A 13,960-nucleotide genomic window follows, 5' to 3' on the forward strand; every position below is an offset into this window, starting at 1 on the left:
AACGATTCAGATGCTTAAAACCACGCTGCTTTTTTTTGCCACTGCGCTTTGCGAAATTATCGGCTGCTTTCTGCCCTGGCTCTGGCTGAAGCGGGGAGCCACCGTCTGGTTGTTGTTACCCGCAGGCGTTGCGCTGGCACTGTTCGTCTGGCTGCTGACGCTGCATCCTGCCGCCAGCGGTCGGGTGTATGCCGCATACGGTGGCGTTTATGTCTGTACCGCACTGATCTGGCTGCGCGTGGTCGATGGCGTCAAACTCAGCCTGTATGACTGGAGCGGGGCGCTCATCGCACTGTGCGGAATGCTGATTATAGTAGCGGGATGGGGGCGCGGCTAAGCGTTACCTGCGCAAGATGTGTCATGCTCTTGGCGTATGACATGTGTCATTTCTCGTAAATCCCTCTTTATTCTTATTTAAATTCAATGGATTAAGGTGTCTGCTGTTTCTCTGTTCAGGCATCCGCCAGACGTTTTCCCTGAAAAGCCTCCTTTTTATAGCCCGTGATTTTTTGTGATCAAGATTGAAAAATAAACCGCTCATACTTGTATGGTAGTATGTGTATTGCGTAGATTCTCACCATCACCACACAGAACCAGGAAGAAAAAATGAAGATTGTAGGGGCTGAGGTTTTTGTCACCTGTCCGGGACGTAACTTTGTCACACTGAAGATTACGACCGAGGACGGTATCACCGGTCTTGGAGACGCCACGCTGAATGGACGTGAGTTATCCGTCGCGTCTTACCTGAAAGATCATCTTTGCCCACAGTTGATCGGTCGGGATGCGCACCGCATCGAAGATATCTGGCAGTTCTTTTATAAAGGCGCGTACTGGCGTCGTGGCCCGGTGACCATGTCTGCTATCTCCGCCGTCGACATGGCGCTGTGGGATATCAAAGCGAAAGCCGCCAACATGCCGCTGTATCAACTGCTTGGCGGCGCATCACGCGAAGGGGTGATGGTTTATTGTCACACCACCGGTCACACCGTGGATGATGTGCTGGAAGACTATGCACGCCATAAAGAGATGGGCTTCAAAGCCATTCGCGTTCAGTGCGGCGTGCCAGGTATGAAAACCACCTACGGCATGGCAAAGGGAAAAGGGCAGGCCTATGAACCCGCCACGAAAGGACAGTGGCCGGAAGAGCAACTGTGGTCGACGGAAAAGTATCTTGATTTCACGCCGAAACTGTTCGAGGCGGTGCGCAATACGTTCGGCTTTAACGAGCATCTCCTTCACGACATGCACCACCGCCTGACACCCATAGAAGCGGCGCGCTTTGGTAAAAGCATTGAAGATTATCGCCTTTTCTGGATGGAAGATCCGACGCCTGCCGAGAACCAGGAGTGCTTCCGATTGATCCGTCAGCACACGGTGACCCCGATTGCCGTCGGTGAAGTCTTCAACAGCATCTGGGACTGCAAGCAGCTTATTGAAGAACAGCTCATCGATTATATCCGCACCACGATCACCCATGCGGGCGGGATCACCGGCATGCGTCGCATCGCCGACTTCGCTTCGCTCTACCAGGTGCGTACCGGTTCACACGGCCCGTCCGATCTTTCTCCGGTTTGTATGGCCGCTGCGCTGCATTTTGACCTGTGGGTACCGAACTTTGGCGTGCAGGAATACATGGGCTATTCCGAACAGATGCTGGAAGTCTTCCCGCACAACTGGACCTTTGACAACGGCTATATGCATCCGGGCGAGAAGCCGGGACTGGGTATCGAGTTCGATGAAAAACTGGCGGCGAAATATCCCTATGACCCCGCCTATCTGCCGGTTGCCCGGCTTGAAGATGGCACCTTGTGGAACTGGTAAGTTAACATTTATACGACACGGATGTTGTTCACCTCTGAACCAACGAAGGTAATTATTTATGGTTAGTTCCGTTGATATTAAAAATGATGTTGATAGCAAACCCGTAGTTCGTCGCGTCGCTTCTGCTTCAGCGATTGGTACAGCTGCTGAATACTATGACTTTTTTGCCTATGGCACTGCGGCAGTGCTGTTCTTTGGTCACCTGTTTTTCCCCAGTGACGATCCGTTAATCAGTACGCTGGCCGCATTTGCCACTTATGCGGTGGGCTTCCTGGCAAGACCTTTGGGCGGCATTGTCTTTGGACATATCGGCGATAAAGTGGGGCGTAAAAAAGCGCTGGTTATCACGATACTGATTGTCGGGCTCGGGACATTCTGCATTGGCTTATTGCCAACGTACGAAAAAATCGGTGTCTGGGCACCCGTTCTGTTGATCTTCATTCGCGTACTCCAGGGGTTTGGTGTCGGGGGTGAACAGGCCGGGGCGGTCTTGATGACGGCAGAATATGCCGAACCTAAACGGCGCGGATTCTTTGCCAGTTGGGTACAAATTGGTGCGCCGGTCGGCTTTTTGTTACCGATGGCACTGTTTGCACTGCTCAATGCCACCTTATCTCCTGAAGCAATGATGGATTACGGCTGGCGTATTCCGTTCCTGCTTAGTCTGCTGCTGGTGATCGTTGGCCTGTTTATTCGCCTGAGAATCGATGAGTCTCCTGTCTTTGCGCAGATTCGTGAGACGAAAGCAGAAGAGTCCCGTCCACTCATTGAAGTCATCCGCGATTTTCCTGGCATCGTGGTAAAAGGCGTCTGCGCAAAACTGATTGAAGCCTGTACGTTTGCCATGTTCACGGTAATCGTCCTGGCGTACGGCAAAGCCAATAATCTGGATGCCAATATCTTAATGGAAACCATGATCATCGCGGTGGTGATCGAAGTGCTTGCCATACCCATGATGGGGGCGCTCTGTGACAAAATTGGTCGTAAGCCGGTGTATATCATGGGCGCGCTGATTCAGGTCATAATGATTATTCCGTTCTTCCTGGCCATTAATCAGGACAATTTCTGGCTGACGCAGCTGGTGATGATTATCGTCATTAGCTTTGGCCATAGCATGTGCTACGCACCGCAGGCATCGTTCTTCCCGGAGCTGTTCCCGACGCATATTCGCTGCAGCGGCATCGCTTTAATCTGGCAATTGGGTTCACTGATTGGCAGCGGGGTACTGGGGCTGGTGGCAGTGAAGATTTTGCAGATGACCGGTGGGCATTACTACGGGTTAGCAAGCTATGTGATTGTTCTCGGCATCATTTCTGTTATCGGCTTGCTCATGATGCCTGAAACGGCGCCACAGCGACTCAAGCGTGAATACCAGGAGTGGCGCAAGCACGATTAAGAGGATTGTCCCCTAATGGCTGCAGGGATGCAGCCAGTACTCAGCCCAGGGAGCCTGCCCTGGGCGTCAGGCTCAGCATCAGGAATTGCATCCTGTCACATAACTTTCAAATGATGTTATACCAATTGGCAAAAGATTAATTCAAATCAAAACATACAACCATACAGGCGTTACTCTGGAACCGTCCTGATTTCATTCAAAGTAGGTCATACAATGCAAAACAAGCTCTTAACGGCAAAAGCGACGCTTCCTGACTACGATCGCAACCGACTGATCCCGCGTATTGTTCATCTTGGTTTTGGTGCTTTCCACCGTGCGCACCAGGGCGTCTATACCGATATCCTGGCGGCGGAGCACAACAGCGACTGGGGATATTGCGAAGTGAACCTGATCGGCGGGGAACAGCAGATCGCCGATCTCAAACAGCAGGATAATCTCTATACCGTGGCGGAAATGTCTGCCGATGCCTGGACCGCGAGAGTCGTGGGGGTGGTGAAAAAGGCGCTGCATGCTCAGGTTGACGGGCTGGAGAGCGTGCTGGCGGCGATGTGTGAACCACAGGTTGCGATTGTTTCACTGACGATTACTGAGAAAGGGTATTGCCATTCCCCGGCGACAGGACAATTGATGCTGGATCACCCGATGATCGCAGCCGATCTGCAAAACCCACATCAGCCGAAATCTGCGCCGGGTGTGGTGGTTGAAGCGCTGGCGCGCCGTAAAGCGGCGGGCTTAGCCGCCTTCACCGTGATGTCCTGCGACAACATGCCTGAAAACGGTTACGTGATGCGTAACGTGGTCACCGCTTACGCGCGTGCCGTGGACGCCGAACTGGCCGCATGGATCGAACAACACGTCACGTTCCCGTCGACGATGGTTGACCGCATTGTTCCGGCCGTCACCGCTGACACGCTGGATAAAATTGAACACCTGACCGGCGTGCGCGATCCGGCCGGTGTGGCCTGCGAGCCATTCCGTCAGTGGGTGATTGAAGATAACTTTGTTGCCGGCCGTCCGCAGTGGGAAAAAGCCGGGGCAGAACTGGTCTCTGACGTGATCCCGTTTGAAGAGATGAAACTGCGGATGCTCAACGGCAGCCACTCATTCCTCGCGTATCTGGGCTATCTCGCCGGGTATCAGCATATCAACGACTGCATGGGTGATGAAAATTATCGGGTGGCTGCCCGCGCACTGATGCTCAACGAGCAGGCGCCCACGCTGAAAGTGCAGGGGGTGGATCTCACTCGCTATGCAGACCTGCTTATTGAACGCTACAGCAACCCGGCGCTGCGTCACCGTACCTGGCAGATTGCGATGGACGGTAGCCAGAAATTACCTCAGCGGATGCTCGATTCAGTACGCTGGCATCTGGCACATAACAGTCGTTTTGATTTGCTGGCGCTGGGCGTGGCGGGCTGGATGCGCTATGTCGGCGGCGTGGATGAGCAGGGAAATGCCATTGAAGTCAACGATCCGCTTCTGCCAGTGATCCAACAGGCGGTACAAAACAGTGCGGAAGGCGCAAGCCGTATTGAAGCGCTGCTGGCTATTGAGGCAATCTTTGGTAACGAACTGCCGCAGGTCGCGTTATTCACGCAGGCCGTGAAAGACGCGTATCAGACGCTGCTGGCGGAAGGGGCGAAAGCCACCGTGGCAAAGTATGCAGCAAACGTGAAGTAAATGCCTCAGGACTGCCGGATAATCAAGGCATTATCCGGCACTCACACCATTAGTTCATGCCGAGACGAATCAGTTCTACCGGGGCAAATTTGCCTTCACAGCCTTCCACTTCGACTGTTTTTTCACGACGAATTTGCGCCGCATCCAGGCCTTCGCTCTCAATCGCTTTAATGCGACCGGTATGGCCGGTGCCACTGATCATCACACGGCTGCCTGTGGTGATTGCGTTACGGTTACGATCGTATGTCATCATGGTATTTTCTCCTTTCTAACTTACCGTCAAAGCCCGTGGGCTCAGGTCCCACGTAACGGGCGCTATATAAATACGCTTATCAGTCAGGATTTTTTTTGTTTTTGATCAATCTCACATCTTTTTTGATGTAGACATGCAGGGGGGAGGGAGAGACCTCATCTCACGAGAGATGAGGCAGGGGAATTACTCTTCGCTGAACCAATCGCTGTTTTCCTGGCGGATCAGCAGGACCGACTCGCCGATTTCTTGCAGATGTTGAGTCATGGCTTTCTCGACAGCATCGGCGTTATGTTTTTCCAGGGCTGAAAAAATATCGAGATGCTGGCGAAGCAACATTTCCGGTGGAGAGACGTGATCAAGACTCATATAACGCACACGGTCGATGGTGGCCTTGATATTTTCGATGGTGTCCCAGGCCAGCTGGCAGTCCGCAATGATTGCCAGCTTCTGGTGAAAATTGTCATCCAGCTCGAAGAAATCATTCAGCTGTTTGCGCTCAATCGCAATCCGCTGCTGATTAAGATTCTGTTCAAGCTGATAGCACTGACTGTCGGTGATTTGGGCTGCGGCCCGCCGCGCCACCGCGCATTCGATAGCCTGACGGACAAAACAGCCGTTTCGCACCTGCGAGAGGGAGATCTTGTTGACGTAGCTGCCGCGCTGCGGACGGATCTGAATCAAGCCGTTTTCCGCGAGCTTAATAAACGCTTCACGCACCGGTTGGCGAGACACATCGAAGCGAACAGACACCTCTTTTTCGGACAGCGGCGTGCCTGGCGCAATGAGGCAGTGCACGATGTCACGGCGAAGAATGCGATAAATCTGCTGATTTACGGGCTGTGTAGGATTGAGTTGCGTTTCGACGGTCATTCGCTCTTACTTTTTAGAAAATTAACCCACAAATTCTACCACTTTTTTGTCGCGAGCTATACCCGGCCCGCGGGCCGGGAGGCAAATTAACCGCGATGAACGCTCAGTCCGGCAAAAGATTGCGTCACTGGCATCATTTCTACCGTATTGATGTTCACATGGGCAGGCAGGGTGGCGACCCACCAGACCGCTTCGGTCACATCTTCCGGCGTCAGCGCCGTAGTGTTCTCATAGGTTTTTCCCGCTTTATTGTCATCGCCTTTAAAGCGCACGTTAGAAAACTCGGTGCCGCCCACCAGACCCGGCTCGATATCCGTGACGCGAACGGCCGTGCCGTGCAGGTCGGTACGCAGGTTCAAACTGAACTGACGTACAAACGCCTTGGTCGCGCCATACACGTTGCCGCCAGCATAAGGCCAACTGCCTGCGGTAGAGCCGATGTTGATGATATGCCCACGGTTACGCTCGACCATGCCCGGCAGGACGGCGCGGGTCATGTAAATCAGCCCTTTGTTGTTGGTATCGATCATGGTTTCCCAGTCTTCCACGCTGGCTTTATGCGCAGGTTCCAGACCCAGCGCCAGCCCGGCGTTGTTGACCAGCAGGTCGATGTCACGCCACTCGGCAGGTAACGATGCCAGCATCTCTTCAATGGCTGCGCGGTTACGCACATCCAGTTGCGCGATCAGCACGTTATCACCCAGCGACTCTTTTAACTCTTGCAGGCGTTCCTGGCGACGGCCAGTGGCAATGACTTTATGCCCGTTCTCAACAAAACGACGTGTAATGCATTCACCAAAACCTGCGGTTGCTCCGGTTACTAAAACGATCATCTCACTGTTCCTCAACGCTTTTTACGTTTGACTACCATAGCATGTGATCCGCTCTCACGGGTAACCCTGGTTTTACAGGATTGCGGTCTTTTACCCTGAAGCCTACTCTATTGAACAAATCGTTTTCAGGAGTGAAAGATGTCGTTAACGAATCCGTTCTTTAGCCACAGCCTGTTACCGTATCAGGCGCCCCGTTTTGATTTGATTAAAACGGAACACTATCGTCCCGCCTTTGACAAAGGGATCAAGCAAAAGCGCGCGGACATCGCCGCCATAATTGCTAATAGCGCGGCCCCGGATTTTGCCAATACGGTTCTCGCCCTGGAGAAAAGTGGTGAGCTGTTAACCCGCGTCACCAGCGTCTTCTTCGCCATGACCGCGGCACATACGCATGATGAACTTCAGCGTCTCGATGAGGCGTTTTCTGCCGAGCTCGCGGAACTGGCGAATGATATCTGGTTGAACCGCGCGTTGTTTTCCCGCGTTGATTGCGTCTGGCAACAACGTGATGCGCTGGGGCTCGACGATGAATCCGTGCGTCTGATCGAGGTGACACACCAGCGTTTTGTTCTCGCCGGGGCCCAACTGAGCGATGCCGATAAAGCGCAACTCCGGGCGCTCAATACCGAAGCCGCGACGCTCACCAGCCAGTTTAACCAGCGCCTGCTGGCGGCGAATAAATCTGGCGGACTGGTAGTCGATTACGCCCGTCAACTGGAGGGGCTCAGCGCGGAAGAGATCGCCAGCGCGCGACAGGCGGCGAGCGAAAAAGGGCTCGCCGAGGGATGGCTGATACCACTGCTGAATACCACGCAACAGCCGGCATTATGTGCACTGCGCGATCGCCAGACCCGGGAGAATCTGTTTAACGCCGGGTGGCGTCGTGCCGAAAAAGGCGATGACAATGACACGCGTGCGCTGATTCAGCGGCTGGTAGCCCTGCGCGCCCGCCAGGCGCAACTGCTGGGGTTTGCCGATTATGCATCGTGGAAAATCGCCGATCAGATGGCAAAAACGCCGGAGGCCGCACTGGCCTTTATGCGCGCGATCGTCCCTGCTGCGCGCCAACGGGCGCTGGGTGAACTGACCGATATCCAACAGGTAATTGACGATGAACAGGGTGGGTTTACCGCGCAGGCCTGGGACTGGTCTTTTTATGCCGGGCAGGTGCGGCGTGCGAAATATGCGTTAGATGAATCACAGCTCAAGCCGTATTTCGAACTGAATACCGTTCTGCACGAAGGGGTGTTCTGGACCGCCAACCAGCTGTTCGGCATCAAATTCATCGAGCGCTTTGATATTCCGGTCTACCATCCGGATGTGCGCGTCTGGGAAATCTTCGATCATAACGGTGTTGGGCTGGCGCTTTTTTACGGCGATTTCTTTGCCCGGGATTCGAAAAGCGGCGGTGCCTGGATGGGCAATTTCGTCGAGCAGTCGACGCTCAACGAAACCCAGCCGGTTATTTACAACGTCTGTAATTATCAGAAGCCCGCCTCAGGACAGCCCGCGCTGTTACTCTGGGATGATGTCATCACGTTGTTCCATGAGTTCGGCCATACCCTGCACGGACTGTTTGCATCACAGCGCTATGCGTCGCTGTCGGGAACCAATACGCCGCGTGATTTCGTCGAGTTTCCATCGCAAATCAATGAACACTGGGCGAGCCATCCGACGGTGTTTGACCGCTATGCCCGCCATGCGGTCACCGGCGAAAAAATGCCAGAGGCGTTACAGGACAAAATGCGTAAGGCCAGCCTGTTCAATAAGGGGTATGACATGAGCGAACTGCTGAGCGCCGCGCTGCTGGATATGGGCTGGCACCGTCTGTCTGTTGACGAACCCCCTCAGGACGTTGAAACATTTGAAAAACAACGGCTGGCGGCGGAGCAACTCGATCTTCCGGCGGTGCCGCCGCGCTATCGCAGCAGCTATTTTGCCCATATCTTTGGGGGCGGTTACGCGGCAGGCTACTATGCCTATCTGTGGACGCAAATGCTGGCGGATGACGGCTATCAGTGGTTTGTGGAGCAGGGCGGACTGACGCGTGAGAACGGCCAGCGGTTCCGTGACGCGATTTTATCACGGGGCAACAGTGAAGATTTAGAACGCCTTTACCCGGCATGGCGGGGTAGTGAGCCACAGATCGAGCACATGCTCAAACATCGTGGCCTGGCGGGATAACACAATCGACACTTCATTATTAGCAACTTGATGTACAATGCGGGCTCCTTTTTCCGGAGTCCGTATTGTACATGTCTGTTTTCCTGCCTTTCTGCGCTGATATCCTTCAGGCGACTTTCTGCTCATGAAAGCGTCCGCGCCACTCCTTCTTTCTTCTGCTCTGCTGCTGACTGGTTGTAGCAACAGCACCTTATCGCAGTTGAATATGCCTGCCGAACAGAGTGCGCAGGCGGTGGTGGGGTACTATGCTCGCGGTATCGATCCGATGATCCACCAGTATATGCAGGAAAAGCAGGTGAGCGGAATGGTGGTTGCGGTCATTCAACATAACGGACCCGCTGAGTTCCACAGTTACGGTGTGACCGACAGCCGACATCAATATCCGATCACCCCAGACACGCTGTTTGCGCTGGGGTCGCTGAGTAAAGGGGTAACGGCCGAAATCACTACCGTGCTGGTGAATCAGGGTGTGCTGCACTGGAACGACACGCTGGCGCAGCTTCTGCCAGCAGATACGCCGCTGAGCGATGACGCCAGAAAGATTACCCTGCTGCAACTGGCGACGCATACCTCCGGCCTGCCCAGACAGCCGATGGATCTGCTGACTCTGGAAAATCTCCTGCGCTATTTCAGTTCGGGGGAGAATTTCTATACCCAACTGGATAACGATACGGTGCTGACTTCTCTTGCCGACTTCACCGCGCCCGAGGCACGCGTGCCGCACTATTCCAATATCGGTTACGCGCTGCTCGGTTTCATCGTGCAGCATCGTACCGGCGAGTCGATCCCGTCGCTGGCGTATCGTCTGATCTTCCAGCCATTACAGATGAACAACAGCAGTTTTGAGCCCATGACGCTCAACGCCTATCCGTATCGCGCATTAGGTCACGCGGGGGATCAGCCCAAGCTTATTCGACGCGGTGAACTGACGCCTGACTGGACGTTTAACCAAAATATGGTCGGGGCGGCGAGTTTATACAGCAGTGCGCGCGATCTGGCGGGCTATGCGCGAGCGCATTTTGCCTCGCAAGACAACGCCGGGCTTGCCCGTGCATTTGCGGACGTCGCCAGAACCCAGTTTTATCGTCAGAAAGAAGCCGCAAATATTGCATGGGTAACCGATACGTTAGCCGATCGTCAGATCACATATCAGGTCGGATATATTGGCGGTTATTCCAGTTATATTGGCTTTGATAAAAAGAACCAGAATGCGGTGGTGGTTCTGCAAAATAGTTTTAACTGGAGTAATTATCTGGGGCACACCATTCTCAGTCAGTTAGCGCCGCGGTAAATTAAACCGCTAGTTGACGTTTTCGCTGCCAATAATTCGTGGTGGGTTGCCGCCTTTACAAAACAGGCGGTTTATTGACATTAACCTGTACTCGATATGCTACATTCCCTTCAACAAATTGATTAATGGATTAAAGCAGTGACAACCGGAGGTAATATGCAGCTGTTCATGGGCAAGAAATTACAGAGAAAACGCTGGAATTCCCGTCCCGAAACGCAGGACTTACAGAATACACGCTCTGTTGAGCCGTGGTCTTCCCGTACTGCATCTTGCCAGAGTAAAAAAGAGTGGAAACGAGAAACGCCTCAATCTTAGCGCCTGCCGTTTAACATTCATTGAGAATCGGCGTGGTAAGGTGTAAGTGATCCATTGTCGCTGCCGGGAGTGGCGGGACGGTGGAAAAAGTAAAATACAAATCTATCCATGCAAGCATTCACCGTCGGTTATCCGGCGGTTTTTTTTGCCCGTCAGCCATAAAAAATGGCCCCTTGTGCAGTGATGCGACAAGGGGCCTTATCGGTTCAGGACTTTCTCCGTTCATTAGTCATCCCATTTGTGGCTGAAATACGCGGCCAGAAATCCAGAAAATAAAATAATTCCCAGAACGGCCATAAAAACGTTCATATTACCCAGCATGTTTGCCTCCATTTAATGAGTAGTGTGTTTCCTCGCTTACCTTAATTTGGTTGGTGAAAGAGATAATAGCAGCTTTAACCTAAACAAAAGCTGAATTAGGTGATTATTTAGCGATAAGCGTAAATTTCTTTCGATATTGTGAAGGAGACAGACAATACATGTGGCGAAAATGGTGGCGAAATAACGCGGCGCTGCCAAAACCAGTTTGTTCCGCGATCAATTCCACGCTGAGCGGTGAGTTTTCCAGGTAATCGCGCGCCCGTAATAAGCGTTCGTTGAGGATCCAGCGTGCAGGCGTGGTGCCGGTACAATCGGTAAAACGACGCAAAAACGTCCGCGGACTCATCCCGGCGCGTTTGGCCAGCGAGGCGGTATCGTGATTCACCGTCAGATTCTGATGCAGAAAATCAAACAACTGGCCCAGCGTCTGACTTTCACGCTGCCGGGCAACGGGGCGCAGAAGCTGCTGTGGCTGTGCGCCATCGCGATGGGGCTGCACCACCAGCCGTCGGGCAACGCTGTTGGCAACCTCAAGACCATAGTCCTCGCGGATCAGATAAAGACACAGATCGATCCCCGCTGCGCTGCCCGCCGAGGTCAGCAACAGTCCGGCATCATGGTAGAGAACGTCATCAAGCACCTCGATAGCCGGAAAACGCTGACGGAGCGTGTCCGTGTAGCGCCAGTGAGTGGTGGCCTTGCGCCCGTCCAGCAACCCTGTCGCTGCCAGTACAAACACGCCAGAACAGATCGACAACAGACGGCAACCTCGCGCCCACGCGGCACGCAGCGCGGTACACAAGGCTTCGGGTACCGGCGCGTCGCTGCCTCGCCAGCCGGGAACCACAACGATATCGGCCTCAGCCAACAGTTCCAGTCCCCCATCCACCATCAACCGCACGCCGCCGGTCGCGCGGAGTGGACCAGCATCGACCGACGCGACGGCAAAACGATACCAGTCCGCGCCCAGTTCCGGGCGCGGCAGACCAAAGACTTCGACCGCTACGCCAAACTCGAAGGTGCACAGTCCGTCATAGGCGAGTACGACCACAAGCGGGCGCGGCGATTTTGGCAGAATCCTGGTGTTTTTTGGCATGGTCGAAGGCGGTACGTCAGCTCAGAGATGGTTAAATTATTGTAAACATAATCGTCACTGAGGAGAAAGTAGAATGAGTCATGTCACTGAGTTTCCCGCCGCCGCATCCACCGTTGCGGTCAACCATTTCCTGTCGCGTTTGAGTCTGGAAACCGATTGTGCCGACGTCCATGAGAGTATGCGCAAGGGGGAACCCGATTTCGTCTTACTCCACGTGGTGGGAAAACCGGAGGCGTTTGCACGTCGTCATCTTCCCGGGGCGATTCATCTGCCGCACGCCATGATGACCGCCGAACGGATGGCGCAGTGGCCTGCGGATACGCTGTTCGTGGTTTACTGCGCCGGACCTCACTGTAACGGTGCCGACCGCGCGGCATTAACGCTCGCCAGACTGGGCATACCGGTAAAGGTAATGATTGGCGGCATCACCGGATGGGAAGATGAAGGGTTCGCGTTTTCCTGTCTTGCGGAGTGAAGATGAATTTTTTTCATTAGCCATGAATTTATCTCGTTTGCCTGTCAGACAAGGGTATGTCAATTTGGACGCATAGACATCCAGAAGTCTAAGTGTTCAAATAAGAAACTATCACGTCAGGCAACCTTTGCCTGACGACGAAGGAGATCACATGCAAAGACAACAGGCCCCATTTCGCGCAGAAGTCGTAGGCAGCTTTTTACGTCCCGACGATATCAAAGTGGCTCGTCAGCAGTTTTCACGCGGCGAGTTAAGCGCACCGCAGCTGCGCGCCATTGAAGACGACGCCATTCGTCGGGTGGTCGAACAGCAGTGCGCCTGTGGTCTGCATGTAGTGACGGACGGCGAGTTCCGTCGCGCCTGGTGGCATTTTGATTTCTTCGATGGTTTGCAAGGGGTTGAACGTTATGACTCACAGCAGGGAATTCAGTTTAACGGCGTACAGACCAAAGCACATGGCGTTCGGGTCACGGGTAAACTGGCGTTCGGCGATCATCCGATGCTGGAAGATTTTCGCTATCTGAAGAGCATTAGCGGTAACGCCCAGCCGAAGATGACGATTCCCAGCCCCAGCGTGTTGCACTTTCGCGGCGGACGTAAAGATATCGATGCCACGGTCTATCCGGATCTAAAGGACTATTTTGACGATCTGGCGACCACCTGGCGCGATGCGATCCACGCTTTCTATGCTGCAGGTTGTCGCTATTTGCAACTGGATGACACGGTGTGGGCTTACCTCTGTTCCGATGCTCAGCGCCAGCAAATTCGCGAACGTGGTGACGACCCTGACGCGCTGGCGCGAATTTACGCCGATGTGATCAACCGGGCGCTGGCGGATAAACCCGCCGACATGACGGTGGGACTGCACGTATGCCGCGGCAACTTCCGTTCAACCTGGATCTCTGAAGGCGGCTATGAACCGGTTGCAGAGATCCTGTTCGGCAGCGTCAATGTCGATGCTTTCTTCCTGGAGTACGACAACGATCGCTCTGGCGATTTTGCGCCGCTGCGTTTTATCCGTCCTGGCCATCAGCAGGTGGTTCTGGGACTGGTGACGACGAAAAATGGTGAACTGGAAAACCCGGATGGCGTAAAAGCACGCCTGCAGGAAGCGGCACAATATGTCGACCACGCGCAAATTTGTCTCAGCCCGCAGTGCGGCTTTGCCTCAACGGAAGAGGGGAATTCGCTCACGGAAGCCCAGCAGTGGAACAAAATCAAACTTATCACCGAAATAGCTCAACAGGTCTGGTAAGTTGCCTCAATAATGCACACCGCGTTGCACATAAATAATGCAACGCGGGTACATTGTGGAGCATCCCCCGCGCGAAGCCTTGCAGGCCGCGCACGCCAACGCTTTTTCCTTTCTGCCTTCGTCCTGGCATCCTTTTTGCCTTATTCCTCCTGAACTCTTTTTTGCGCCGT

Annotated in this window: 13 protein-coding genes; 8 read left to right on the forward strand and 5 right to left on the reverse strand. The window is 53.8% G+C overall.

Features of this window, described 5'->3' with window-relative positions; all coding sequences use genetic code 11:
- Positions 1–10 precede the first annotated feature (10 nt).
- From HVX64_RS11535 to HVX64_RS11550, 4 genes are all read left to right on the forward strand, one after another.
- Positions 11–337 (forward strand): YnfA family protein, encoded by a 327-nt coding sequence (locus tag HVX64_RS11535; protein WP_043000743.1) that lies wholly within the window; start codon positions 11–13, stop codon positions 335–337.
- Between the two features lie 269 nt (positions 338–606).
- Complete coding sequence (gene rspA, locus HVX64_RS11540; protein WP_043000742.1) at positions 607–1,821, forward strand: starvation-sensing protein RspA; 1,215 nt, start codon at positions 607–609, stop codon at positions 1,819–1,821.
- Positions 1,822–1,879: 58 nt separating this feature from the next.
- Positions 1,880–3,217 carry an MFS transporter gene (locus tag HVX64_RS11545; protein ID WP_043000741.1) on the forward strand — a complete coding sequence of 446 codons (1,338 nt, stop codon included), beginning with the start codon at positions 1,880–1,882 and terminating at the stop codon, positions 3,215–3,217.
- 213 nt (positions 3,218–3,430) lie between these two features.
- Complete coding sequence (locus HVX64_RS11550) at positions 3,431–4,897, forward strand: mannitol dehydrogenase family protein (protein WP_044258858.1); 1,467 nt, start codon at positions 3,431–3,433, stop codon at positions 4,895–4,897.
- Positions 4,898–4,946: 49 nt separating this feature from the next.
- Here the strand turns inward: HVX64_RS11550 and ydfZ are convergent, their stop codons facing one another.
- From ydfZ to ydfG, 3 genes are all read right to left on the reverse strand, one after another.
- Entirely contained in the window at positions 4,947–5,150 is a 204-nt protein-coding gene (gene ydfZ / locus HVX64_RS11555) for a putative selenium delivery protein YdfZ (RefSeq protein ID WP_044258859.1), read from the reverse strand.
- Positions 5,151–5,333: 183 nt separating this feature from the next.
- Entirely contained in the window at positions 5,334–6,020 is a 687-nt protein-coding gene (locus HVX64_RS11560; protein WP_044258861.1) for a GntR family transcriptional regulator, read from the reverse strand.
- An 86-nt stretch (positions 6,021–6,106) separates the two neighbouring features.
- Entirely contained in the window at positions 6,107–6,853 is a 747-nt protein-coding gene (gene ydfG, locus HVX64_RS11565) for a bifunctional NADP-dependent 3-hydroxy acid dehydrogenase/3-hydroxypropionate dehydrogenase YdfG (protein ID WP_043000738.1), read from the reverse strand.
- 138 nt (positions 6,854–6,991) lie between these two features.
- Between ydfG and dcp the strand changes: the two genes are divergently transcribed.
- Together dcp and HVX64_RS11575 are read left to right on the forward strand one after the other, a co-directional pair.
- A complete protein-coding gene (gene dcp, locus HVX64_RS11570) occupies positions 6,992–9,037 on the forward strand; it encodes a peptidyl-dipeptidase Dcp (protein WP_044258862.1) in 2,046 nt (681 codons plus the stop codon).
- 124 nt (positions 9,038–9,161) lie between these two features.
- Positions 9,162–10,328, forward strand: a complete 1,167-nt coding sequence (locus HVX64_RS11575) for a serine hydrolase domain-containing protein (RefSeq protein WP_181825414.1) — start codon at positions 9,162–9,164, stop codon at positions 10,326–10,328.
- Positions 10,329–10,868: 540 nt separating this feature from the next.
- Here the strand turns inward: HVX64_RS11575 and mgtS are convergent.
- Together mgtS and ftrA are read right to left on the reverse strand one after the other, a co-directional pair.
- The gene (gene mgtS / locus HVX64_RS11580; RefSeq protein ID WP_000901367.1) at positions 10,869–10,964 is read right to left on the reverse strand and encodes a protein MgtS; all 96 of its coding nucleotides are present in this window, start codon (positions 10,962–10,964) and stop codon (positions 10,869–10,871) included.
- A gap of 103 nt (positions 10,965–11,067) precedes the next feature.
- Complete coding sequence (gene ftrA / locus HVX64_RS11585; RefSeq protein WP_043000736.1) at positions 11,068–12,060, reverse strand: transcriptional regulator FtrA; 993 nt, start codon at positions 12,058–12,060, stop codon at positions 11,068–11,070.
- Positions 12,061–12,133: 73 nt separating this feature from the next.
- On the opposite strand from ftrA, the gene HVX64_RS11590 reads away from it, so the two are divergent.
- Both HVX64_RS11590 and HVX64_RS11595 read left to right on the forward strand, forming a co-directional pair.
- Entirely contained in the window at positions 12,134–12,535 is a 402-nt protein-coding gene (locus HVX64_RS11590; RefSeq protein WP_044258864.1) for a rhodanese-like domain-containing protein, read from the forward strand.
- A 151-nt stretch (positions 12,536–12,686) separates the two neighbouring features.
- Positions 12,687–13,790, forward strand: a complete 1,104-nt coding sequence (locus HVX64_RS11595) for a cobalamin-independent methionine synthase II family protein (RefSeq protein WP_044258865.1) — start codon at positions 12,687–12,689, stop codon at positions 13,788–13,790.
- Positions 13,791–13,960 lie beyond the last annotated feature (170 nt).

Origin of the sequence: Citrobacter sp. RHB20-C16, from assembly GCF_013890155.1 — a bacterium.
GTDB lineage: Bacteria > Pseudomonadota > Gammaproteobacteria > Enterobacterales > Enterobacteriaceae > Citrobacter_A > Citrobacter_A amalonaticus.

Coding starts and splice junctions, on each gene's coding strand:
- HVX64_RS11535 (WP_043000743.1), top strand. CDS start 11: ATGCTTAAAACCACGCTGCTTTTTTTTGCCACTGCGCTTTGCGAAATT.
- rspA (WP_043000742.1), top strand. CDS start 607: ATGAAGATTGTAGGGGCTGAGGTTTTTGTCACCTGTCCGGGACGTAAC.
- HVX64_RS11545 (WP_043000741.1), top strand. CDS start 1,880: ATGGTTAGTTCCGTTGATATTAAAAATGATGTTGATAGCAAACCCGTA.
- HVX64_RS11550 (WP_044258858.1), top strand. CDS start 3,431: ATGCAAAACAAGCTCTTAACGGCAAAAGCGACGCTTCCTGACTACGAT.
- ydfZ (WP_044258859.1), bottom strand. CDS start 5,150: ATGATGACATACGATCGTAACCGTAACGCAATCACCACAGGCAGCCGT.
- HVX64_RS11560 (WP_044258861.1), bottom strand. CDS start 6,020: ATGACCGTCGAAACGCAACTCAATCCTACACAGCCCGTAAATCAGCAG.
- ydfG (WP_043000738.1), bottom strand. CDS start 6,853: ATGATCGTTTTAGTAACCGGAGCAACCGCAGGTTTTGGTGAATGCATT.
- dcp (WP_044258862.1), top strand. CDS start 6,992: ATGTCGTTAACGAATCCGTTCTTTAGCCACAGCCTGTTACCGTATCAG.
- HVX64_RS11575 (WP_181825414.1), top strand. CDS start 9,162: ATGAAAGCGTCCGCGCCACTCCTTCTTTCTTCTGCTCTGCTGCTGACT.
- mgtS (WP_000901367.1), bottom strand. CDS start 10,964: ATGCTGGGTAATATGAACGTTTTTATGGCCGTTCTGGGAATTATTTTA.
- ftrA (WP_043000736.1), bottom strand. CDS start 12,060: ATGCCAAAAAACACCAGGATTCTGCCAAAATCGCCGCGCCCGCTTGTG.
- HVX64_RS11590 (WP_044258864.1), top strand. CDS start 12,134: ATGAGTCATGTCACTGAGTTTCCCGCCGCCGCATCCACCGTTGCGGTC.
- HVX64_RS11595 (WP_044258865.1), top strand. CDS start 12,687: ATGCAAAGACAACAGGCCCCATTTCGCGCAGAAGTCGTAGGCAGCTTT.